The 21,129-nt window shown below is 68.8% G+C and carries 21 protein-coding genes; 5 read left to right on the top strand and 16 right to left on the bottom strand.

Annotation, left to right across the window (positions count from 1 at the left end):
- Positions 1 to 10 precede the first annotated feature (10 nt).
- A complete protein-coding gene (locus ACSYGO_RS45855) occupies positions 11 to 190 on the top strand; it encodes a hypothetical protein (protein ID WP_426682689.1) in 180 nt (59 codons plus the stop codon).
- Here ACSYGO_RS45855 and ACSYGO_RS45850 read toward each other — a convergent pair.
- Positions 187 to 1,278, bottom strand: a complete 1,092-nt coding sequence (locus tag ACSYGO_RS45850; RefSeq protein ID WP_460385335.1) for an IS630 family transposase — start codon at positions 1,276 to 1,278, stop codon at positions 187 to 189. The genes ACSYGO_RS45855 and ACSYGO_RS45850 overlap by 4 nt on opposite strands.
- Positions 1,279 to 1,361: 83 nt before the next feature.
- On the opposite strand from ACSYGO_RS45850, the gene ACSYGO_RS45845 reads away from it, so the two are divergent.
- The 4 genes from ACSYGO_RS45845 (at position 1,362) to ACSYGO_RS45830 (ending at position 4,163) form a co-directional block, all read left to right on the top strand.
- On the top strand, positions 1,362 to 1,631 hold the full coding sequence (locus tag ACSYGO_RS45845) for a transposase (protein ID WP_460390400.1): 270 nt from the start codon (positions 1,362 to 1,364) through the stop codon (positions 1,629 to 1,631).
- A 550-nt stretch (positions 1,632 to 2,181) separates the two neighbouring features.
- On the top strand, positions 2,182 to 2,901 hold the full coding sequence (locus ACSYGO_RS45840) for a hypothetical protein (protein WP_460390399.1): 720 nt from the start codon (positions 2,182 to 2,184) through the stop codon (positions 2,899 to 2,901).
- A 72-nt stretch (positions 2,902 to 2,973) separates the two neighbouring features.
- Positions 2,974 to 3,189: a hypothetical protein gene (locus ACSYGO_RS45835; RefSeq protein ID WP_460390398.1), complete on the top strand. Its 216-nt coding sequence runs from the start codon at positions 2,974 to 2,976 to the stop codon at positions 3,187 to 3,189.
- Positions 3,190 to 3,881: 692 nt separating this feature from the next.
- On the top strand, positions 3,882 to 4,163 hold the full coding sequence (locus ACSYGO_RS45830) for a P-loop NTPase family protein (protein ID WP_426678845.1): 282 nt from the start codon (positions 3,882 to 3,884) through the stop codon (positions 4,161 to 4,163).
- Here the strand turns inward: ACSYGO_RS45830 and ACSYGO_RS45825 are convergent.
- The 15 genes from ACSYGO_RS45825 to ACSYGO_RS45755 form a co-directional block, all read right to left on the bottom strand.
- Positions 4,116 to 5,168, bottom strand: a complete 1,053-nt coding sequence (locus tag ACSYGO_RS45825; protein WP_432175597.1) for a phosphotriesterase family protein — start codon at positions 5,166 to 5,168, stop codon at positions 4,116 to 4,118. The two genes, ACSYGO_RS45830 and ACSYGO_RS45825, sit on opposite strands and share 48 nt — an antisense overlap.
- Positions 5,169 to 5,191: 23 nt before the next feature.
- A complete protein-coding gene (locus ACSYGO_RS45820) occupies positions 5,192 to 5,968 on the bottom strand; it encodes an ABC transporter ATP-binding protein (RefSeq protein ID WP_432175598.1) in 777 nt (258 codons plus the stop codon).
- A gap of 10 nt (positions 5,969 to 5,978) precedes the next feature.
- Complete coding sequence (locus ACSYGO_RS45815) at positions 5,979 to 6,821, bottom strand: ABC transporter permease (RefSeq protein ID WP_426678848.1); 843 nt, start codon at positions 6,819 to 6,821, stop codon at positions 5,979 to 5,981.
- Positions 6,818 to 7,843, bottom strand: a complete 1,026-nt coding sequence (locus ACSYGO_RS45810) for an ABC transporter substrate-binding protein (RefSeq protein WP_426678849.1) — start codon at positions 7,841 to 7,843, stop codon at positions 6,818 to 6,820. The genes ACSYGO_RS45815 and ACSYGO_RS45810 overlap by 4 nt, the downstream gene beginning before the upstream one ends.
- Positions 7,844 to 7,865: 22 nt before the next feature.
- Positions 7,866 to 9,071 (bottom strand): MFS transporter, encoded by a 1,206-nt coding sequence (locus ACSYGO_RS45805; protein WP_426678850.1) that lies wholly within the window; start codon positions 9,069 to 9,071, stop codon positions 7,866 to 7,868.
- A gap of 29 nt (positions 9,072 to 9,100) precedes the next feature.
- Entirely contained in the window at positions 9,101 to 9,973 is an 873-nt protein-coding gene (locus ACSYGO_RS45800) for a phosphoribosyltransferase (RefSeq protein ID WP_460390397.1), read from the bottom strand.
- The gene (locus ACSYGO_RS45795; protein ID WP_426678852.1) at positions 9,970 to 10,308 is read right to left on the bottom strand and encodes a cupin domain-containing protein; all 339 of its coding nucleotides are present in this window, start codon (positions 10,306 to 10,308) and stop codon (positions 9,970 to 9,972) included. Before ACSYGO_RS45795 ends, ACSYGO_RS45800 begins: the two co-directional genes overlap by 4 nt.
- Complete coding sequence (locus ACSYGO_RS45790) at positions 10,305 to 11,549, bottom strand: aspartate aminotransferase family protein (protein ID WP_432175601.1); 1,245 nt, start codon at positions 11,547 to 11,549, stop codon at positions 10,305 to 10,307. Before ACSYGO_RS45790 ends, ACSYGO_RS45795 begins: the two co-directional genes overlap by 4 nt.
- 12 nt (positions 11,550 to 11,561) lie before the next feature.
- A complete protein-coding gene (gene hisD, locus ACSYGO_RS45785) occupies positions 11,562 to 12,863 on the bottom strand; it encodes a histidinol dehydrogenase (RefSeq protein WP_432187895.1) in 1,302 nt (433 codons plus the stop codon).
- Positions 12,860 to 14,530 carry a thiamine pyrophosphate-binding protein gene (locus tag ACSYGO_RS45780; RefSeq protein WP_460390396.1) on the bottom strand — a complete coding sequence of 557 codons (1,671 nt, stop codon included), beginning with the start codon at positions 14,528 to 14,530 and terminating at the stop codon, positions 12,860 to 12,862. Before ACSYGO_RS45780 ends, hisD (ACSYGO_RS45785) begins: the two co-directional genes overlap by 4 nt.
- Complete coding sequence (locus tag ACSYGO_RS45775) at positions 14,527 to 15,618, bottom strand: pyridoxal phosphate-dependent aminotransferase (RefSeq protein WP_426678856.1); 1,092 nt, start codon at positions 15,616 to 15,618, stop codon at positions 14,527 to 14,529. The genes ACSYGO_RS45780 and ACSYGO_RS45775 overlap by 4 nt, the downstream gene beginning before the upstream one ends.
- Entirely contained in the window at positions 15,611 to 16,912 is a 1,302-nt protein-coding gene (locus ACSYGO_RS45770; protein ID WP_432175604.1) for an ATP-grasp domain-containing protein, read from the bottom strand. Before ACSYGO_RS45770 ends, ACSYGO_RS45775 begins: the two co-directional genes overlap by 8 nt.
- Positions 16,909 to 18,246 carry a histidinol dehydrogenase gene (gene hisD, locus ACSYGO_RS45765; protein WP_426678858.1) on the bottom strand — a complete coding sequence of 446 codons (1,338 nt, stop codon included), beginning with the start codon at positions 18,244 to 18,246 and terminating at the stop codon, positions 16,909 to 16,911. Before hisD (ACSYGO_RS45765) ends, ACSYGO_RS45770 begins: the two co-directional genes overlap by 4 nt.
- A 513-nt stretch (positions 18,247 to 18,759) precedes the next feature.
- Entirely contained in the window at positions 18,760 to 19,590 is an 831-nt protein-coding gene (locus ACSYGO_RS45760; RefSeq protein WP_460390395.1) for an HAD family hydrolase, read from the bottom strand.
- Positions 19,587 to 20,756, bottom strand: a complete 1,170-nt coding sequence (locus ACSYGO_RS45755) for a sulfotransferase family protein (protein ID WP_460390394.1) — start codon at positions 20,754 to 20,756, stop codon at positions 19,587 to 19,589. Before ACSYGO_RS45755 ends, ACSYGO_RS45760 begins: the two co-directional genes overlap by 4 nt.
- Positions 20,757 to 21,129: the final 373 nt, after the last annotated feature.

The raw sequence follows: 21,129 nt of genomic DNA, 5'->3' as shown, positions 1-21,129 counted from the left end.
GCTGATCCGCGTGCTGCGGCGACGCACACCGCAGCCGCTCACCACCCGCAACGTGGGGCTGTCCGACGAGGAGAGCCGGGAGCTGCTGCCCGAACTCGGCCTGCAGGCCCGCGTTCGCGGGTTGCAGGTCCGCTTTCGCCGACCGCCCGACTCCATCGTCATCTGGGACGACATCGCCGTCCAGCACTAGTGTCCTGAGTCGGGAATTCGCTTCAGATATCCGGCGAGGCGTTCAAGGATCTCGTCTGCGGTCTTCGTCCAGACGAAGGGTTTCGGTTCTTCGTTCCAAGTCTTGATCCAGTTGCGGATGTCGCGTTCCAGGGTCTGGACGTTCCTGTGGACGCCTCGCCGTATCTGTTTGTCCGTCAGTAGCGCGAACCACCGCTCGACCTGGTTGAGCCAGGAGGAGCTGGTGGGTGTGAAGTGCACATGAAAGCGGGGGTGTGCGGTCAGCCATCGCTGGATGGCCGGGGTCTTGTGCGTCGAGGCGTTGTCGCAGATCAGATGCACGTCCAGGTCTGCGGGCACCTCCTTGTCGATCCGGACGAGGAACTTCTTGAACTCCACGGCCCGGTGCCGGCGATGGATCTGCCCGATCACCTCGCCGGTGGCGGTATTGAGCGCCGCGAACAGTGTGGTGACGCCGCCGCGCACGTAGTCGTGAGTACGGCGTTCTGGCATGCCCGGCATCATCGGCAGCACCGGAGCTGACCGGTCCAGGGCCTGGATCTGTGTCTTCTCGTCCACGCACAGCACCAGCGCGTGCTCGGGCGGGGCGAGATACAGGCCGACCACATCGCGGACCTTCTCGATGAACTGCGGATCCTTCGAGAGCTTGAAGGTGTCCACCAGGTGCGGCTTGAGGCCGAAGGTCCGCCAGATACGTGTGACGGCCGACTGGGAGAGGCCCACTTCCTTGGCCATCGACCGCGTCGACCAGTGTGTGGCGTCCTTCGGCGTGGTCTCCAGTGTCTTGACGACCACTTCTTCCACCTGGGCGTCGGTGATCTTCCGGGGCCCACCTGGGCGTGGCTCGTCGGTCAGGCCCTCAAGCCGGTCCCGCACAAAGCGGGCCCGCCACCTGCTCACCGTGTGCTCCTCGACGCCGAGCAGAGCGGCAACGTCTCTGTTCGAGGCACCAGTTGCGCACTCCAGCACGATCCGGCACCGCAGGGCCAGAGCCTGCGAAGAAGTCCGACGCCTGGCCCAGCGGCTCAACGTCTCACGCTCGTCATCGGTCAGCACCAGCTCGGCCTTCGGCCGTCCCGTCCTCGCCACCCGGCCATCATGCCGAACCCACCCAGACTTACGCAGCGAATTCCCAACTCAGGACACTAGGGTGTGTCTTCAAATGATCTTGGATGGTGGATCATGGTCGGGTGATACGTCGCCATGAACTGTCGGATGCCGAATGGGAGTTCGTCCGACCGCTGTTGCCCGCATCCTTGCGGGGGCGGAGGCGGTTGGACGACCGAAGGGTCCTCAACGGGATCGTGTGGAAGTTCCGCACCGGGACGGCCTGGCGGGATGTGCCCGAGCGATACGGGTCGTGGGCCACGCTGCACACCCGTTTCCGTCGGTGGGCGGCGGACGGCACTTTCGACGCGGTCGCCATCCTCACCCGCCAGTGAACCCCGCTCTGCGGCCGGGCTGTCACCCCACCAGGACCGTGACCACCCGGTCGCAGTGACGGCCCGCCCGACGACGCCTCCCGCTCCCGGCCACGCACCCGGCATCAGCGGGACACAGCGCACCGGCGGCACGGCAGCGACCACTCCGTGTCCCGGGCCGCTGCCGTAGCCCTCTGGCCGCCGAGGCCGCCGTGGGGCGGGCCAACGTGCGATGCCCAGGACACCTTCAGACAGCTCTTTCCCACTATTCTCGGGCCGCTTGTCACTGGCGATCGCCGGCCCGGAGTCCGGTGCTGCGCAGAGGGTCCACACCAGCGCTGCGACGAGCGCCACAATATTTGATTGCCGTTCTGCCTGCTTCCCAAGACCGAGGAGAGACCGCACGCCCCCGCATCAGTAGGAGTACATGCCAGTGCCCCCTTCCAGCCAGCCCCGCAGGGCGGATTCCCAACCTCGTCGCCTCTCAGCACCGATCCCGGCAAGCCTGGGTGAGTCACTGAGGCGAGCCTCCCTTGCGTGGACAGCCATGCCTTTCCCCCCTGACCTCAGGGTGGACAACGGAATCCGGTCAGTCGGAACCTCGGTCCGCCTCGCCGACCAGGAAGGCCGTAGCTGGTATCGGCCCGGCCGGGGCGACCTCAACGAAGCCATCCGCTACCGCCATCTGCTCACCAGCCCAGTCGACGAAGTACTCGGAGAATCCACCACGTTCGTCATCGAGCGGAACATGGACGCCCTCTGCACCAAGGTTCTGGGCCTGCGCGCCACCAGCGATCGGTGGAGGGAAGCCGCTTCCACAGCGCTGCTGGGTTCCTGGTGTGAGGGCAAACGACCGGGAACCAATGAGACGTTCGCGTTCATTGCCGTTCTCCGTGCAGAAGTGCGCACCCTGCACCGGCAACTGGTCCCGCTGTGGCGGAACGGGCCCCGGTCCGGGCGCGTCCTCTCCCTGGACGCCGACCTCGGGGGCATGTGCCTCTACGACCTCGTAGCAGTCGACGTCGACCTCCTCAACCGTGCGGCAGGTGGTGTATTCGAGGACGAGCGACTCAACAAAGTCCTGCGCGCACTGGAACCCGACGAACGACGCACCGTGCTCGCCCTTGCCTTCGGCGAGGGAACGACTTGGGCGGAAGCCAGTGCCGTCATCGGAGCCGACAACCCGGAGACATTCGGCGAACGAGTACGCCGCAAAGCTCGGCGGCTGGCCGCCGAACAGCAACGGCGCGCCGAGCACCGCGTAGGCAGACGGTCGAAAGGAATTCGCTGAGATTCTGTGCCGCTCACGGTGGCCCCCGGGACCGAGAGATGAAGACCCTCTCGACCAAGGAAGACAGCCACCATGACCGTTCTCCTCCTGCTGGCCCTGCTGATCGTGGCGGTCGTCGTCCGGCGAGCCATGGACAAGGCCAAGGACACCGACGTCACCGGCATCGTCCGGATCGCACTCGCCGCGATCGTCACACTGGTCCTCGCCTACGTGGCCATGAGCGTCGTACCGCCCGAGACTGTGCCTGACCTGCTCAACGCAGCCCTGCAGGCTCTGAAGACCGCCTGAGGGGCACAAGGCCGTTGCGCTGCCGCACCCAGGAGAGAGGGAAACCCGCGGTTGCGGTGGAGCTCCGGACGATACGTCGCAAGGGCCGGGGAGCAGTGCGACCGAGACACGCGCCACTCCTACGAGCACAGAGGACTGGGCTGATTGAACGGCATGGCCTGCGGATGGCAACAAACAGCACAGCTGCTGATCATCCCCACCAGAGCCGGTCATGTGTTGGCCGGCTCGTTGCTGAGACGTGAGGCGATCCATCCGGGCAGTGCCGCCACCGGTGCATCGTGTTCGCTGGTGGAGCACACGCCGCCAACGACAGAGCGCGGGCCGATGAGGTAGCCGCCGCTGCGCGCTGCCGGAGGCGTGGGTAGGGACGCCGACGACGGCGGGAGCAATCTCCAATTCGCGGTAGGCGACAGAGCCCGCGGTCCGGTTGATGCCGAACTATCTCGACGTCTTCGAGATCCTGGAGTCCGGTGCAGCCGGACTCCAGGATCCAACCGGCCCGAAGACGGCGGTCACCAAATCGATCTACTCCACAGCTCCAACACCCAGAGGGGTCCAGCCAAGGTGAGCCCAAAAGCCGCCACGGGATGATCTTGGTGAATCAGAGTGCAGCTCGACAGAGTCGTGCCAGCATTCCTGTACCCGCCCAGGGTTAGTTGATGCTGGTGTGTGCCTTCTTGTGGTGAACGCGGATGTTGGCGGGCCCACCACCAGCGCCCGGAGGCAGCGCCAAATCGTACCTGGCCCGCGAACTGGGGAAGATCCTCGACGCCCCGGTGACCCATCTGGACGCCGCCTTCGCCGAGTGGAACGCGCTGCCACTGGACGAGTTCGCCAAGCTTCAACGGAAGCTCGTTGCCAAGCCGGCCGAAGCCCTTCCGGTCGACTCCGCCGAACTCGCGGCAGTCCGACGTCAGCCGGAGAGTTCAGTGCACGTGGAGTTCGTCGCCGACCGGCCGGTCCAGCCCCAGTAACCGCATCGCGTTGCCCGCGAGCTGCTGCTGTATCACTTCCTGGCCGAGCCCCGCCTCACTCAGCCAGCCGGGCAGGTGGCGGGTCAGATGGCTGTACCCGACCCCTCCGTGGGCTGCCAATTGCGTGCGTGTGCACACATCGTGGGAGTGGGTCAGCCGATCGCCGTATCCGAGTTCCATGACCCGTAGGAGAGCCTGGACCCGCTCGGTGTCCTGGGGCATGCGGTCGGGTCCGTACTGGTCCTCGTCTCCCCAGATGTCGAAGGCGACGTAGCAGCCGCGTTCGAGGAGAGCGGCGAGCAGCGAGGTGTCCCCGGTGCCGCGCACGTCGAGGTGGCAGAGGCTGACCCGGGAAGGGTCGACGCCCTGCCGTTCCAGTGTGTCCAGCGCCGCAAGACCCTGCGGGTCCCACGGATGCAGATGGACGAAGATCGGTGCGCCGGTGCGCCGGTGCGCCTGGGCGGCGGCGATGAGCGCGGTGTTCTCGCGGGGTGTGATCGGACTGCCGGTTCCGATCTCGCCGATGACGCCGGCCGGAAAGTCGGGGTCGGTGAGGGCCTGGACCATGGCGTCCGCCAGGTGTTCGGCCGACGCGTCGTGCAGGGACGTCGGCCAGGAACCGTCGATGTAGGGGCCGCAGCCGGTGATGATGTCGACGCCGGCCCGCGCCGACACCTCGGCCAGCCGTTCGGGGTCTCGGCCGATGGTGTCCGGGGTGAGGTCGACGATCAAGGGCTGTGCGGACACCTCGGTGAGCAGGCCGAGTTCACGGACGGCGAGCTCCGTGTCGTCGAGGATGAGGTTGTCGGGGCAGGCGAACGGATTCTGGCGGATGAGCTCGACCGTGTCCGGCCCGACTCGCTGGTCCCTCAGCAGTTCGTGGCGCGGGTCGTCGGTGGCCAGCCAGCACCGCAGGTCGAGGAAGATGTGCTCGTGGGCGAGCACCGTGTCGTAGGACGCGGCCGGGCTCGTGCCGCGTACCGTGCGGGGACGCCAGGCGGGCATGATGCGCTTCTCCTCGCGGGCACTCAGGAGGCTCGGATGTCCGGGGCGGCATAGATCTCCTCGTAAGCCGCGTCGCAGGTTTCCTGGTAGCGCGCGTCGGAGGTGAGTTCGCGTCTGCGGGGACGGGGCAGGGCAACGGTGATGTCGCGCTGGACGCGTCCTGGGGTTCCGCCCATGACGAGTACCCGGTCCGAGAGGTAGACGGCCTCTTCGATGTCGTGTGTCACGAACAGTACGGTCAGGCGGTGCTCCTCCCACAGTCGGGTCAGTAGGTCCTGCATGACACGTCGGGTCAATGCATCGAGGGCGCCGAAGGGCTCGTCCATGAGGAGGACGTCGGGCCGGTAGGACAGGGCCCGGGCGATGGCGACGCGCTGCTGCATACCGCCGGAGAGCTGGTCGGGATACGCGTCGGCGCGAGCACCGAGGCCAACCTGGTCCAGCAGGGCCAGTGCCTCGGCCCGTCGCTCGCGGCGGGTCAGGGCCGGCTGGTCGCGGAGGGCGAACTCGACGTTCTGCGCGGCGGTCATCCAAGGGAAGAGGGTGTACTTCTGGAAGACCATGCCCCGATCCCGCCCCGGGCCCTGGACCCCTTTTCCGTCCAGGGTGACCGTTCCCGTGGTCGGCGGGACGAGGCCGGCGACGACGTTCAGCAACGTCGACTTGCCGCATCCGGAGGTGCCGACCAGGGAGACGAACTCGTTGCGGGCAATGCTGAGATCGAGCGGCGCCACCGCCGTGGTGTCGCCGTAGGCCACGGATATCTGACGCAGCTGAAGATGAGCGGTGCCGTCGGGCATGACTGGTCCTTTACTGGTTCAGCTCGGAAGGACGGAACAGCAGGATTCCCGCGCGCCGCAGAAGCTGGTCGGTAACGAGCCCGAGCAGACCGAGCACCAGGAGGTAGCCGATGATCGTTTCCGTGGACATGTAGCGCTGGGCGAGCGTGATGCGATAGCCAAGGCCCGAGGTCGCGGCGACGAGTTCGGCGACGACGAGCCAGGTCCACGCCCAGCCGAGGCTGACCCGCAGCGAGTCCCAGAGGCCGGGTGCGCCGGCGCGCAGCACGATGCGTCGCAGGATCTGCTGGCGAGAGAGCCCCAACGTGCGCCCCACGTCGATGAGTTCGCCCGGTACGCGGCGGACATTGTCCGTGAACAGCAGGACTTGCTGGAAGAAGGTTCCGATGAAAATGATCAGGAACTTCTGTCCGTCGTCCGTGCCCACCCACAGGACGGTCAGCGGCACGAAGGCCACGACGGGCATGTAGCGGATGAAGTCGACGACTGGTTCGACGAAGGCCGCCCACAGCGTGAAGCGGCCCATCAGTATGCCCAGGGGAAGCGCGAGAGCGGTGGCGAGCAGGAAACCGACCCCCACTCGATAGACCGACACGCCCAGGTCTTCCCAGAGTTCGCCGCTTGACGACAATGCCGACAGGCGTTCCAGTACGGCATCCGGGCCGGGGAGGAAGAGCCGGTCGACCCATCCCTGGGCTGTGACCAGCCACCACACGCCGAGCAGGATGAGGAAGGACACCACGGGAGCGCCCGCGGACACGGACGGGCGGGCCCGGCCCGCCCGCCGTGCGGCGGGCGGGCCGGACTTGCCGGGTGCGACGGTGGTGCGGTCCTGGTCCACGAGGTTGGTCATGACTGCTTCCCGCCCTGCAGGTACCGGTCATCGACCGCGGAGTCGGTGTCGACGTCGCCCTGCAACAGCCCCGCGTCCTTGGCCACCGTGGCGACCTCCGGGAGGGTGGAGGTGGCGTATTCGCCGCTCAGCTTCGTCTGGTTCTCCGCACGGCCGTAGTAATCAATGCCGTCGAACGCCGTCCTCAGGTCCTTCGGCTCGGCGCCGACGCCACGCGCCATGATGGTCCGGGACCCTTGCGGGTCCGACGTGTACGCGTCGATCGCGTCGTTCCACGTCTTGATGAGCGCGACGACCTGGCCCGGCTTCTCGGCAAGGACATCGGTGCGGACCACGAACACGTCCGAGATGAGTCCGGGGTTCTCGGCCGCCGAGTACACGGACCGGATGCCCGGCTTCTTCGCCTCAGCCGTGGAGATGTACGGCTCGTAGGTGACCGCTGCGTCGACACGTCCGGCGAGGAAGGCGCTGCCCGCGTCCGCGGCAGGCATGGGGACGCGTTTGATGTCGTCGATGTCCATACCGTTCTGGCGCAGTCCGTAGCGCAGCAGGATGTCGCTGGTGGTGCCCTCCTCGTAGGCGACCCGCTTGCCGCTGAGCGCCTTGATGCTCGACGTGCCGGCCTCGGTGAGTACGGCGTCGGCCTGCATGCTCACGTCCTCCAGCATCACGATCCTGATGTCGACGCCGGAGGCGATCAGATTGAGCGCGGTGTGCGAGGAGACGTTGGCGCCGTCTATCTTCCCGCTGGCCAGGGCGGCGTTGAGCTGGTCGTCGCCGGTGAAGTTGACCTGCTCGAATGCCGCGCGGTGCTGCTTGGCGTAGCCCTTCTCCTTGGCGATGTACCAAGGGGCGTAGCCGATCCACGGCTGCGTTCCCAGGCGGAAGGTCCCGGGCTCCGGGGTGGCGGGGATCGTCACCGGTCCGTCGGCGGCGTTGTCGCCGTCGCCGCCGCAACCGGTTGTCAGGACGAGCAGGACAGCGGCGATGAAGGTGCCGGCCCGGCGTGGGGTGAGGGGCATGGGGATGTCTCTCCAAAGAGGGTCAGGGGGCCACGGGTTGGCGCGCACCGCGGACCACCGAGGGGACGGCCGCACCGGCCAGGACCATCAGCACACCGAAGGCGAGCCAGCCGACGGCACCGAAACCGATGACGACCGTGGTGGCGGCTGCGGGGGTGAGTGCCGATCCCAGCTGGGAGGTCATGCTGAAGAAGCCCTGGTACTGGCCGTGCGCACCGTCGGGAGCCAGTTCGTACGACAGGGCCCAGGCGCCCGCGCTGTACAGGAGTTCGCCCAGTACGTGGACCGCGGTCCCGACGACGAGCAGGACCACCGCGACGCCCAGCGGCGCGTCCGCGGACCAGGCGAACAGCACACAGCAGGTCAGCAGGGCGAGGCCGGCCAGCCGCGAGGTGCGCGCCGCGCTGGCCGCGTCGGTGGCCCGTTTGCTGACCCGTACCTGGAACAGCACTACACCGAGCGTGTTGAGGACGAGCAGCACCGCATACAGCGAGGTGGGTGCCGTCGTGCGCTCACTGATCCAGAGCGGAAGGGCGACCGTGAGGAGCCCCACATTGAGGACGAGCGCGATATTGAGAAGGCCGACGGTGGCGTAGCGGCGGTCGGCGAAGACCGCCCACGGGGAGGACCGCGTATGGTCGCCGCCGGTGATCACGGGCAGCCGCAGCTGGACCAGGCCGCCGGCGGCGAACAGGATTCCGCAGCCGACGAGTCCGTGGGCCTGCAGGGACTGGTCGTGGTACGAGAGGAGGACACCGCCGACGAGCGCGCCGACGGCGATGCCCGCGTTCGTCACCGAGCGCAGATAGGCGCGGGCCTGGACGCGGTCGGCGCCCTCGGTGATCCCCGCGATCATGGCGCCGAACGCCGCACCGCCGGCGGACTCCGCCGAGGCGGCGAGCACGGCGACGGCGACGAAATACGCGAACCCGTCCGTGAACGCGAAGGCACAGGTGACCGCGCCTTGCAGAAGGAAGCAGTACGACGAGACCTCGCGCGGCCCGAGGACGTCGGCGAGGTGGCCCGCAGGCATGCTCACCGCCATGGCAGCCACCGCGGCGATGGTCAGGCCGATCCCCGCCAGGCGGACCGACATCCCCTCCGCGTGCGCGAAGTACAACACGCTCACCGTGTAGAAGACGCCGTGGCCCACCGCGCGTGTGAGCGTGGCGACGGCGAGTACGCGCATGGCGGCGGTGCGCGGCAGAACCTGAGCGGGAAATCGCACGATGCCCGTTCCTCTCGTACGACGTCTGGTCAGATCTGGGCGAGCAGGCCGAGGTCGGCCAGCAGGCCCCGGGTCCGCGTCCAGTGGGCCCTTGCCTCCTCCGCCCGGCTGCCGTGCAGGAAGGAGAGCCAGTCGCCGCCCGAGGCATACGAGGTGGAGGTGCCGTCCGCGAAGCGGACCGCGGTGTCCACCAAGAAGTCGCGGACGCAGAACAGGTCCGTGGCGTACGACATCGGATAGGTCTCCCCCGGGAGCAGGGTGCCGAAGTCGATGGCCCAGCCGTCCGCCTCGCGGCGCCGGCGCGTGAACTCGTTGCACACCAGCGTGACCACCGAACCGCTGGTCACGCCGGCCGCCTCAGCGACGGCGGTCAGCGTGCCGCCGGTCTGCACGCAGTCGTCGACGACGAGGACGCGCTCGCTGCTGCGCGGCACCGCGACGGTCAGGGGCGTGCCGTCCCTGTTCAGGACGTGGTGCTCGGAGAAGAAGGCGTCCGACGAGTCGGAAAGGATCTTGGCCGCGGGCACGTCGAGGCGTCCGGCGAACCGGTGGCCCTGTTCCTCGAGCTGGTCGGCGAAGCGCTTCCCGCCCGAGCCGATGACGACCGAGACGTCGTGTGCGGGCAGGGTAGGGGTCCGGGCCAGGAACTCGGCGAGCGCGTGCTCCCAGCTGATGAGCTCGACGGCGATGTGGTCGAGGTCGATGAGCCGGGCCACGGTCAGCACACAGCGGCGCACGGCTCCGACCGCCTCGGCGACCGCGTCCGCGCCGAGCTCCTGGGCTCGCGGCAGGACGGGGATCAGCCCGGTCAGGTCGTCGAGGAGGTAGACGTGGCGCAGCGGTGAGTCGCCCTGCGCGGTGGGGGCCGGCTGATGTTCCGTCATGGTGGTCGGGGCGCTCATGACTGCTCGGCTTCCTTCTCGTCCTCCAGGCGGAAGGCGGGCGAGTTCACGGCGAGCATGTGCACCACGGCGTCGCTGCGGTTGATGCTTCCGTGCGGCGTGTGCCGGGGGACGGGGATGACGTCGCCCTGGGTGACGGTGAACTTGTCGTCGCCCAGGTGCATCTCCAGTTCGCCCTTGAGGATGTAGAGGATCTCCTCACCGTCGTCGTGCACCACCGGCGTACGCACGGCTCCGGGCAGGATCTCCAGGAAGTCCATGGAGACCGTGCCGAGGTCGGCCAGGTTGCGCATCCACATGGTCTCGGTCAGCCAGACCTGCTGCTGCTCGCTCATGCGGCGGCACCCCGCAGACGGAGGGCGGCGTCCAGGGCCTTGGGGTAGGCGTCGGTCGTCCACTCCAGCGCCTCCTGGTCGTGGGCGGCGCTCACGAACCACTGCGACAGCCAGCTGGCGCGGGGGTTGGGCCGTAGATCGCCCTTGAAGATGTTGACGCCGCGGGCCTGGAGTTCCTGCACGAGGTACCCGTAGAGGATGGTGTCCGTGGCCAGCGCCTGGGCGTGGGTGCGGACCGGGGAGTCGGTGAAGAAGAACTGGAAGACGGAGGTGTCTCCCTGGCACACGGCGGGCACGCCCTTGCGCTCCAGTTCGGCCGCCATGAACTGCTGCAGCCGCGTGCCGTGTTCGGCGATCCGCTGGTACACCGGCTCGGTCTCCAGGACGTCGAGGACGGCGTGGGCGGCGGCGACAGAGATGGAGTTGGCGTCGTACGTGGCCGCCTGATAGGCGGTGCCGGTGGCCAGCGGCGCCATCGCCTCGGCAGTGCCGGCGCAGATGCCGATGGGGAAGCCGGCGCTGACGGCCTTGCTGTAGGTGACGAGGTCGGCGGTGACGCCGAAGCGCTCCTGGGCCCCACCCGGGGCGAGCCGGAATCCGGTGATGCACTCGTCGAAGATCAGCAGGGCACCGGCGCCGGTGGCCTGCTCGCGGAGGAAGGCGAGGAAGCCCTCGTCGGCCGGGACCGGGCCGGCGTGGCAGAGCATGGGTTCACACAGGATGGCCGCGAGCCGGTCACCGTGGCGGGCGATGACGTCCTGGACGGCCGTACGGTCGTTCCACTCGACGACGATCATCCGCTCGCCGGCGTCGTCCGGCAGGCCGCTGCCGTACTCCAGGTCGGGGACGAACCGGGAGATCTCCTCGGAGAACCAGCCGTGGTAGTGCCCCTCGAACTTCAGGACGAGTTGCCGACCGGTGGCGGCGCGGGCCGCGCGCAGCGCGCAGTGCACCGCTTCGCTTCCGCTGTTGACCAGGCGGATCGCGTCCTTGCCCGCGAGCTTGGTGATGCGCTCCGCCAGTCGGTACGCCTCGTGGGTGCGGTTGTCGCCCACGTTCACGGAACGGGCCGCCTGCTGCTGGACCGCGTCGACGACCTGGGGATGGCAGTGCCCGAGCAACTGGGAACAGTTGCCCAGGAGGTAGTCGGTCAGCTTGCCGGTGGCGGTGGTGAGCCAGGGGCCGGAGGCGGAGGTGATGTAGGTGTCGCTTTCGCTGAAGCGACCGGAGAGCAGATCCATGGAGAGGTTCCTTCAGTTGTCGGTCGGAACGGCGGCGGGGACGCGCAGGCGCTGGGAGTACGCGTGACGGGGGAACCCCTCGTAGGCCGCGAGTGGGTCGATGAGCTGAGAGAGGCGCTCTTGGGCGGGAGTGCCGATGCGGGAGATCACCAGGGTGCGGCGGAAGGTCTCTGCGGTGACGGCCGAGTGGGACCGTGCGGATCGCCCGGTGGGCAGGCAGCCGGGGGCGCCGGTCATGTAGGCGGCCGAGATGCCCGTGCGCTGGCCTACCTGGATCGCGGAGAACGCCGTGACGGACGGCAGGAGTTCCTCGGCCCGCTCGGCGGAGACGGCCAGCTGGATCTGTTCCCCGCCGAGGGTGTTGGCGGCGTGGACGGCGGCTGCCTCGTCCCGGCAGAGCACGGTAGTGCCGCACCGTTGCCAGATGGCCGTGGCCTCCGCGTCGGCCTCGATCTGCGTGGCAAACGCCTCGGCGACGTGCGGCTGCCAGGTGATGAGGACCAAGCGGGGGGCGTGCCCGTGCTCGGACTCGGTCAGCAGATCGGCCGCCAGCAGCCCTGGATCGGCCGTGTCGTCCGCGAGGACGGTGCAGTCGGTCGGGCCGAACTGCGGTCCCACGGCGATGCCGTGGAGCCCCGCGAGCTGCTGTGCCGCCACGACGTGCGGGCCCCCGGGCCCGACGATGAGCTCCGCGGCGGGCAGCGTGGGCACACCGAGCGCGATCGCGGCGAGCGTGGTGGGGCCGTTGGCGGCGATGAGGTGGTCGATCCCCGCGCTGCGGGCGATCCAGCAGGCGGCCGGGTCGGGCAGTCCGTCCCGCTCGGGCGGCAGCACGGCGGTGACGCGGTCCACCCCGGCCACCTTCGCCGCCATGGCGAGGCCCGCGAGGGTGGAGGGATAGCGTTCCTGTCCGCCCGGCACGTACAGGCACGTGCTGCTGACGGGACGGCGCTCGAGGCGGGTGGTGATCCCGTCGGCAACCGGTACCTCCGCAGCCGGCGCGAGGAACGCCTCATTGACCTGGCGGTGGGCGTCCATGCTGGCCCGCAGACTGGCGGCGAGTTCGGGAGCGACCTGTTCGGCGCGCTTGTCGACGATGTCGGCAGGGATGACGAGCGGCTCCTGGACGGTGACACCGTCGAAGCGTGCGGTGGCGTCGACGACCGCTGCCTCGCCCCGCTCGCGTACGTCGTCGTAGAGCTTCTGCAGGTCCTGGCGCACGGCCTCGGAGGCGAGTTCGGCGGCGGCGCCGAGGTCGGTCAGACGCTCGAGGAAATCCGGGTCGGTGTCCGTGAGGACGTCGAAAGCGGTCACGACTGGTAGGCCTCCGGGGCGGGACGAGGATCGATGAGGACGTCGAGGACGCTGGGCCCACCGGTGGCGCGGGCGACGCGCAGCGCGGCGTCGAGTTCGTCGGCGCTGCGGACCGTTTCGGCGTGCGCGCCCAGGGAGCGGGCCAGGAGCACATGGTCGGTGGGCGGCAGGTCGGCGGCGACGACCGGATGGCCTTCTCGTTCGAACCAGGCGCGTTGGGTGCCGAGGGTGCCGTTGTTGAAGATGACCCAGGTGATGTCGGCCTGTTCCGCGACGGCCGTGGAGATCTCCAGGGCGCCCATCATGAAGCCGCCGTCGCCGCACACGCAGATCACGCGTTCGCCTGGCTGCGCGTCGGCCCGGGCCAGCCACGCGCCGGCCGCTCCGGCGACGGCGTGGCCCATGGTGCCCAGCCCGCCGTTGATGATGAACCGGTTGTCGCCGCGGGTGCGCAGGTGGCGCTCGACCCAGTACGCGTTCTGGCCGATGTCGGCGACGACCGTGGTGCGCTGATCGAGATGGCGGTTGAGCGTCGCGCAGACGGTGACCGGGTGCAGGGCGCCGTCCGGACTCGCCTCGAACTCGTCGGGGAACCGCTCGCGCATGTCGGCGGCCCAGGCGAGGCCGCCGGCGGCGGCGTCCGCGGGGAGTGCGGCGAGCCGGCGTACGACATCCGCCGCGTCGCCCAGGATGCCCCGGCCGAAGTCGGCGTTGGCGTCGAGTTCGCGTCGGTCGTTATTGACCCGCACGACGCGGTCGCCGCGCAGGGTGTCGGGCCAGCCCGCGGTGGTGAGGTAGGTGAAGGCGACGCCGAGGGCGACGACCAGGTCCGCCTCGTGGTGGAAGGCCTCGTTCGCGGCGCGGGTGCCGAACACACCGACGGGACCCAGGATGCGCGGGTCGGTCTCGTCGAGCACCGACTTGGCGAGGAAGGTGCCGGCCACGGCCATGTCCCGGGACCGCGCCAGGGCCAGGGCATCGTCCAGGGCGCCGCTGCGTGCCACGCCGTTGCCGATCAGCAGCAGGGGCCGCTCGGCCCGTCGTACGGCCGCGTCGAGGGCCCGGAGGTCGTCGTCGGTGGCGCGTACGCATGCCGGGGCCGCCGAGGTCTCGGCCGGGGCGGGCACGCTCTGTTCGGGTACCAGGTCGAGCAGCAGGTCGCTGGGGATGTCGACGTGGACAGGCCCAGGGCGTCCTTCGGTCGCCAGGTGCAGGGCGGCGGTGAGGTCCGGGATCAGCTGCTCGACCGAGGTCGGCTGGAAGCTTCCCTTGGTGGTCGACGCGAACATCGCGCGGATGTCGGGCGTCCGGCCGATTCCGGTGCCCTCCTGGATGCCGTACCGGCCGAACTCGTGGGTCGCCGCCTGGGCGGTGAGGGCGATGACGGGAACGCTGTCCATGTAGGAGGCGGCGAGGCCGGTCAGCAGGTTGATGGCGCCGGGTCCTGAGGTCGCCAGACAGCAGCCGATTCCGCCGAGTCGGGCGTGCATGTCCGCCATGAACGCGGCGCCCTGCTCATGGCGGGTCAGGACGACGGGGATGCCGTGCTCGTTGGCCAACTCGTGGAACAGCGGGAGGATGCGCTGGCCGGGGATCCCGAACGCGCGTCGGATTCCTGCCTGGGCGAGGACGGAGGCGACAGCGGCCGCACCGGTCTGCTTGGTCACCGCACCCCCACAGGGGTGGTGAGCCGGCCGTGCACGTCCACGACGGCGGTGACGACCTGGGGCACCGTGTCGGGACGACACACACCGATGCGCACGTGCCGGTCGAAGCCGAGGGTCCGGCCGTCGCGCACCTGGATCCCGTGCTCCGACGCGAGCCGGGCCACGAACTCCTCGCGCTGCGGGCCGACTTCCGCCAGGACGAAGTTGGCCTGCGAGGGCACACAGGCGATGCCGTGCGTGGCCAGGCCCTCGGCCAGCAGGGTGCGGGAGCGCGTGGAGTCGCGCACGACGTGCCGCAGATGGTCCTGGTCCCGCAGAGCGGCCGTCGCCGCGGCGATGGCGACTCGGTTGACGTTGTAGGGCAGGACTGTGCGCAGCCGGGCCATGTTGTCGATGACGCGTGGGTTGCCGATCGCGTATCCGCAGCGCAGCCCTGCGAGGCCGTACGCCTTGGAGAAGGTGCGCAGCACCACGACGTTGTCGGTGTCCGGGACAAGGGCCAGCCCGGAGGCGAAGGCCTCGGGCGATGCGAACTCGCCGTATGCCTCGTCCAGGACCAGTACGCCGTTGCCCTCCACGGTGGCCTGGTGCAGGCGGCGTATCTCGTCGCTGTCCAGGGCGCGCCCGAGCGGGTTGTGCGGGTTGCAGACGATCGTGATGTCCGCGGTGCGGGCCTGGTCGGCCAGTGCGTCGAGGTCGGGTCCTGACTCGTCCAGCGGAACGAGCCGCGGCTTGAGGCCTGCGGTCTCGAAGGCGGCGGTGTAGCCGGCGAAGGTGCGCTCCGTGGTGACCCCGGTGCCGCCCGCGGCGCAGGTCGCCAGGACGGTGAGCAGAATCAGCTCGTCCGCGCCGTTGCCCACCAGGACCCAGTCGGCGGGAACCCCGTAGTGGTCGGCGATCGCACCGCGCAGCGGCTCGGTGTCGGAGTTCGGATAGTGGTTGATCCGCTCGACTTCGGCGCGGGCGGCGGCCAGGGCGTTGGGCGAGGCGCCGAACGGGCTCTCGCTCAGTGCCAGGCGCTCCACGCCCGCCGGATCGAGGGCGTGGGGGCCGGCTTTGAAGGGAACAAGACTCGGGAATTCACGCACGGGCTATGTGCTCCTGGGGGTTGGACGCGGGCAGGGGCGGCTCTTGTCGGGTGACGACCGCGCTGCTGAACCAGTCGCGCAGTTCCCGCAGTTGTGCGTCGAGTTCGTCGCCGGTGGGGGCGACGAGGACGGCGTCCGCCAGGCGGGCGGCGGTCCAGACGGTGGTGTCCGGGACCTTGTCGTCAGGGCCCACGAGGTAGCGGAAGTCCGTGACGCCCGGCTGTGCCAGCACCTCGTCCTCGGTGGGGCGGGACGTGAGCTTCCCGGGGTCTGCCGTCAGATAGGTCCAGGCGACCTCGTCCTCGCTCGCCGGACCCGGGGGCGTCACGTCGAGACCGGCGGCGATCTCGACACCGGCCCGGTAGAGGTCGACGCCGAACTTTCGCAGGACGGCCTCGTAGACCATGGCGCCGCCGAGCCGTGCTCCGCACTCGCCGAACACGAGTCGATCGGGCCCTTCCTGGTGGAAGGCCTCCAGGTGGAACACGCCCTCTTTCAGGCCCAGCACCTTTAGGCTGCGCTCGGCCAGATCGTGGCCCAGCTGGTAGGCCCACTTCTCGCGGTCGGGGTCCAGGCACCGGCTCCACAGCAGCGATCCGTGCCGGGTGTCGAGCGGGTTCACCCCGTACTCCGAGACGGCGAGGAACTGCAGTTCACCGCCCTGCACATAGCCGTCCAGGTGCCATTCCCGGCCGGCGACGAAGGTCTCGGCGATGAAGGTGCGGCGCCCGAGTACCTCCGGCGTCGCACGGTGGCCGCGCGCCTCGGTCTGCGCCCGCTCGACGTCGGCGACATCGCGGGTGAGTACGGTGATCGAGGTGCCCGCGCCCGCGATCGGCTTGAGCACGGTCGGGAAGCCGAACTCCGCCACCCGGGAGGGAACTTCGGGGTTGAGGATGTCCGGGATCTCGAGGTGGCCGGGAATGTCGAAGCCCGCCGCGGTCAGGTGGTCCTTTTGGAGCGCCTTGTCGCGGAAGCGGCACATGACCTCGGCGTCGGGCCCGCGGACGCCGAGGTGCTCGGCCACGAGCCCCGCGCAGGCCAGTGCCCACTCCTCCTGGGTGTGCACCGCGACGCACCCGGAGATGTCGAGTCGGGCCAGGGCCCGCAGCACGTGTTCGACACTGGCGAGTTGTTCCACCAGCATCGACTGGTCGGCTTCCGACGGGTCCACCAGGCCGCCATCCAGCTGGCCTGGCGGGTACAGCACGACGGTTCGCAGCCCGAGTTCACGGGCGATTCGGATGTAGGGAGCGCGCCATCCGAGAAGGAGGATGCTCGGCTTGGGGGTCACGATCCCTCCTGGCGGATCGTCACAGAAGCGGCGTGGGCGGGAAATCCCTCGTGTACGGCGAGAGCGGTCACAGTCGGCGCGAGTCGGGCGAACGCGGCGCGGTCCAGCGCTGCCACGGCGATGCGCTTGACGTAGGTCGCCGTGGTGACTCCGCTGGTGATGCGGGCGAATCCCGTCGTGGGCAGCGTGGCGGGGGTCCCGATCGCGAAGTTCGACGCGGCGAAGGTGGTCCACTGCCCGAGCAGGACGGTGCCGGCGTGCCGGACGAGCGGCAGCAGCGACTCGGGGTCCTGCACGGCCAGTTGGAGGTGCTCGGGCGCGTAGTCGTTGGCGATGTCCATGGCCTGGGACAGCGACGGCACCAGGACGATGCCCCCGTTGTCGTGGATGGCACTGCGCGTGTACTGGCGGCGCGGTTCGGGCAGCAGTGCCCCTTGCCGGGTCACTTCTTCGGCGGTCCGTGCCAGGACGGCCGCTTCCGTACCCAGGAGTACGGCGGAGGAATCCATGCCGTGCTCGGCCTCGTTGAGCAGATCGGCGGCCAGGAGCGCAGGGTCGGCCGTGCCGTCGCAGACGATCAGGGAGTCGCTGGGCCCGTAGCCGACCTCCACCAGGCAGCCGCTGCGCTGCACTTCACGCTGGGTGAGGGCGACGGCCGGACTGCCCGGGCCCACGATCTTGTCGACACGCGGGACAGTGTCGGTGCCGTACGCCAGCGCCGCGATGCCGGCAGGTCCGTTGACGCGGTAGACCTCGTCGATGCCGAGCTCCTGCGCGGCGACGAGGACCGCTGGGTCCACCTCGCCCGAGGTCCCGGCGATGGGTGGCACCGCGACGGCGATGCGCGGCACTCCCGCCACGACGGCGGGAGTGGCGATCTGCACCAGGACCGAGGGGAAGGAGCCCTTGCCGCAGGGGACGAAGAGTCCCACGCTGTCCAGCGGCCGGGCCGTGACGCCGAGCAGCGTCCCGTCCCCGCGCTCCTGCCAGGAGGCGTGCTCCAGTTCCCTCTCGCTAAAGGCTCTGACCTGGGCGATCGCGACGCGGATCGCCTCCGTCGTCGCCGGGTCCAGGGCGGCCTTGGCTGCCTCGAACTCGGCTGCGCTGATGCGGATCTGATCGGGCGACAGCTCGATGCGGTCGAACTGCTTCAACGCCTGCAGCAGAGCTGAGTCGCCCCGCGTACGGACATCCTCGATCAGCTGCTGGATACCGGCCAGCAAGCTGTCATCGGCGCCGGTATCGGCCGGGCGGGCAGGTCTGAACAGGCGCTCTCGCGCCTCGGTCGGGGCGGTGGCCCAGTCGAGGACGGGAACTGGTGGAAAGTCAGTCATCGAAGTCCCTTGATACGAACAAATGCCTTGAAAACGCGGAGCAGCATGACCATCACAGAGATGTCCGCCGCGTCTGTCGACAGATGAGTTCAGGCGCCATGAATCCCCCCGGAACGGCCACGTCGGACACTGACGGCACTCGCACTCGCCGCCTCATGGGGCCGCACGGGTGTGGGTGTGCGGCACGCAGGTGGGCGAGTTCTTCATCAGCTCGATCTTGCACGAGTGTTCATCAAACCAGATCGACTGTCAACGAGATTCCGGTGCAAGCGGAGCAGATCGACGAGGTCAGGGTCTCAGCTAGACCTCTGACCTGCGGGTTTATCGAAGTACTTTGAGGATGGAGTGGTCCATCCGGCGTGTTTGGGCATGGATGACGCCGCACGAAAGATTGAACATGTGCTCAAAATTCTGCTCCAGGATCAAGCAGGAGCGCCCTTCCCCCAGGCATGCGAAAGCACCCTTCCGCCGTGCGTGTCGCGCGGCGGAAGGGCCAGCGCTTCCCCAGGTGTCTCAGCCCGCGAGCAACCGCTCGAGCACGAGCGCGATCCCGTCCGCGTCATGTGACGCCGTGACCGCGTCCGCGACGGCCTTCAGCTCGCTGTGCGCGTTCTCCATGGCCACCCCGTATGCCGCCCACTCGAACATCGGGGTGTCGTTCGGCATGTCACCGAAGGCGATCGCTTCTGTGGCCCGCACCCCGAGCCGGTCCGCGGCCAACGCGAGCCCCGTCGCCTTGGTGAGGCCCAGCGGCAGCAGCTCCACGACCCCCTCGCCCGCCATCATCACCCCCACCAGGTCGCCGGCGACCCGCCGCGCCACCTCGGCGAGTTCGTCGTCGCCGAGCCGCACATGCTGGATGTAGACCTTGGTCAGCGGCGCCGCCCAGAAATCCGACGGCTCTTTCATGGCGACGTACGGCAGCGGGTGCGCCGTTTCCTCCCCCTCGCCGGGCTTGCGGTAGTCCGGCGCAGCGATCACCTCGCCGTCGAGCCCGTCCCGGCTCACGGCCAGGGCCAGGGGGCCGATCTCGGCCTCGATCTTCGACAGGGCCAGCTCGGCGACATCCCGGTCGAGCGTGACCGAGGTGATCAGCCTTTGTTCGCCCGCGTGGAAGACCTGCGCGCCCTGTCCGCACACCGCTATGCCCCGGTAGTCCAGATACTCGAGGATGGGCCGGGTCCACGGCACGGACCGCCCGGTGACCACGATGTGCGCCGCGCCCGCCTCCACGGCAGCGGCGAGGGCGGCGCGCGTACGGTCCGAGACGGTGTCGTCGGACTGCAGCAGCGTCCCGTCGAGATCGGTGGCGATCAGCCGATAAGGGAAGCCGCTGCGGCTCACCAGGCATGCCCGGCTGGATCCCCGGCCGCCACGTCCCGCAGATCCCGCACGATCGCCGCCTCGTCCGCGCAGAACCTGTCGAGTGAGTACCGGTGAACTCCGTACTTGTGCTGGTGGAATTCCTCGACGTACCCCCTGAGCCGATTCTCGATGTCGGCGGTGACGTCGAGTTTCAGGAACTCCAGGATCGAGCACGCAGTGGCGACCGGGTCGGCCGCAAGTGTGGTGTAGCTGATGTCCAGGGCTCGGCCGTCGAGCCGGTGCGCCTGCCGGAACTCCTGCTGGGCGACAAGCAACTGCTTGATCAGCGCGGCCAGTCGCGCGCCGTAGGTGTGAACCGACTGGTTCTCGTACGTCAGTTTGCGGACACTTTCGGTGAGACTGCAGAGCGAGCCGAGCACCTCGGCGGGATCCCGGTGGAGATAGATGAACCGCGCGTCGCCGTACACCTTGTTGATCGCGTCGAGATACAGCGCGTGGTAAGGGTCCTTGAGGACGAGGGTCCCCCCGGGACGTCGCCACAGGATGTGCTGGAGTTGCGACCGGTGGGACCGGAACGCCTGCTCCATGTCGGCGGACGCGAGCCACTGCGCGTACTCCGGCACGTCGAAACAGAACACGAAGAGGAAGCTGCGCAGCTCGTTCATGAGGAGCCAGGTGCACTCCTCCGGCCCCTCGGCGGCCTGCATATGAATGGAGCGGAAGCCCGGGGTCTTCTCATGCTGCACGTCCAGCCCTGCCCGGCACTTCCGGATGAGATCTTCCTCTTCCTCCCCCCTGGGAGTCGCCGGTGACTGGAGCTCCCAGAACAGGGGGGCGCGCAGGGCCGGGTGAAGGGCCAGCAGGTTGTGGAGCAGCGTGGTCCCGCTCCGGGGCAGTCCCAGAATGAAGATCGGTTCTTGGACGGCGGTCCGCTCGATGTCCGGGTGTATCCGGGCGTTCTCCGTGAGGTGCAGCCGATTTTCCAGGGCACCAAGAGGCATGCCGCGCGCGCACGTTCTGCCGTATGAGCTCAGGTCATCGACCGTCTTGTGCAGCGATTCGAGCAGGACTTCAAGCCCCTCCCCGAAGCCGGACTCACCGAAGTCGGACAGCCCGGTACTGTTGACCGCCTCCTCCATGAGCCGATCTTTGGTCAGCTGCCCCAGGATCCTTTCGTCACCCATGTTCCGCCTTCTCCCCCTTGTCCCCAGTCGCGCCGCGGCAACAAGCTGCCGCAGCACTGCATCCGGCAGAGCCCTCGACCTGACCGGGCGAATCGTCCCGCTCAAGATTTGATCTAGCGTTCATGAATTGCCAGTCGAGTGTCAAGGGTGATCCGCTGGCGGTGCGGGTACAGTGCACCAAAGTTGGCGCCAGATTAGGCCCTGACCTGGCGAGTCATGGCAACTTGAAGAGCCCGCGAGTCACTTCGGACACCCACCCCGGTCGTTCGTTGCATCGATCCGGGACTCCAAATTTGTTGAACATCTGTGCAGTATGGTGACTCATCGAAGAGCCTGATGTCAGGCAGGTGCCGGTATCCTGGCGCGGCGTCGA

The organism is Streptomyces krungchingensis (genome assembly GCF_054729265.1).
Note: the sequence above shows the minus strand (reverse complement) of the source record. Positions and strands in the feature narration are given on the sequence as shown.

Coding starts and splice junctions, on each gene's coding strand:
- ACSYGO_RS45815 (WP_426678848.1), bottom strand. CDS start 6,821: ATGACCAACCTCGTGGACCAGGACCGCACCACCGTCGCACCCGGCAAG.
- ACSYGO_RS45835 (WP_460390398.1), top strand. CDS start 2,974: ATGACCGTTCTCCTCCTGCTGGCCCTGCTGATCGTGGCGGTCGTCGTC.
- ACSYGO_RS45810 (WP_426678849.1), bottom strand. CDS start 7,843: ATGCCCCTCACCCCACGCCGGGCCGGCACCTTCATCGCCGCTGTCCTG.
- ACSYGO_RS45845 (WP_460390400.1), top strand. CDS start 1,362: ATGGTGGATCATGGTCGGGTGATACGTCGCCATGAACTGTCGGATGCC.
- ACSYGO_RS45795 (WP_426678852.1), bottom strand. CDS start 10,308: ATGAGCGAGCAGCAGCAGGTCTGGCTGACCGAGACCATGTGGATGCGC.
- ACSYGO_RS45800 (WP_460390397.1), bottom strand. CDS start 9,973: ATGAGCGCCCCGACCACCATGACGGAACATCAGCCGGCCCCCACCGCG.
- ACSYGO_RS45790 (WP_432175601.1), bottom strand. CDS start 11,549: ATGGATCTGCTCTCCGGTCGCTTCAGCGAAAGCGACACCTACATCACC.
- ACSYGO_RS45830 (WP_426678845.1), top strand. CDS start 3,882: ATGTTGGCGGGCCCACCACCAGCGCCCGGAGGCAGCGCCAAATCGTAC.
- ACSYGO_RS45825 (WP_432175597.1), bottom strand. CDS start 5,168: ATGCCCGCCTGGCGTCCCCGCACGGTACGCGGCACGAGCCCGGCCGCG.
- hisD (WP_426678858.1), bottom strand. CDS start 18,246: ATGACTGACTTTCCACCAGTTCCCGTCCTCGACTGGGCCACCGCCCCG.
- ACSYGO_RS45755 (WP_460390394.1), bottom strand. CDS start 20,756: ATGGGTGACGAAAGGATCCTGGGGCAGCTGACCAAAGATCGGCTCATG.
- ACSYGO_RS45820 (WP_432175598.1), bottom strand. CDS start 5,968: ATGCCCGACGGCACCGCTCATCTTCAGCTGCGTCAGATATCCGTGGCC.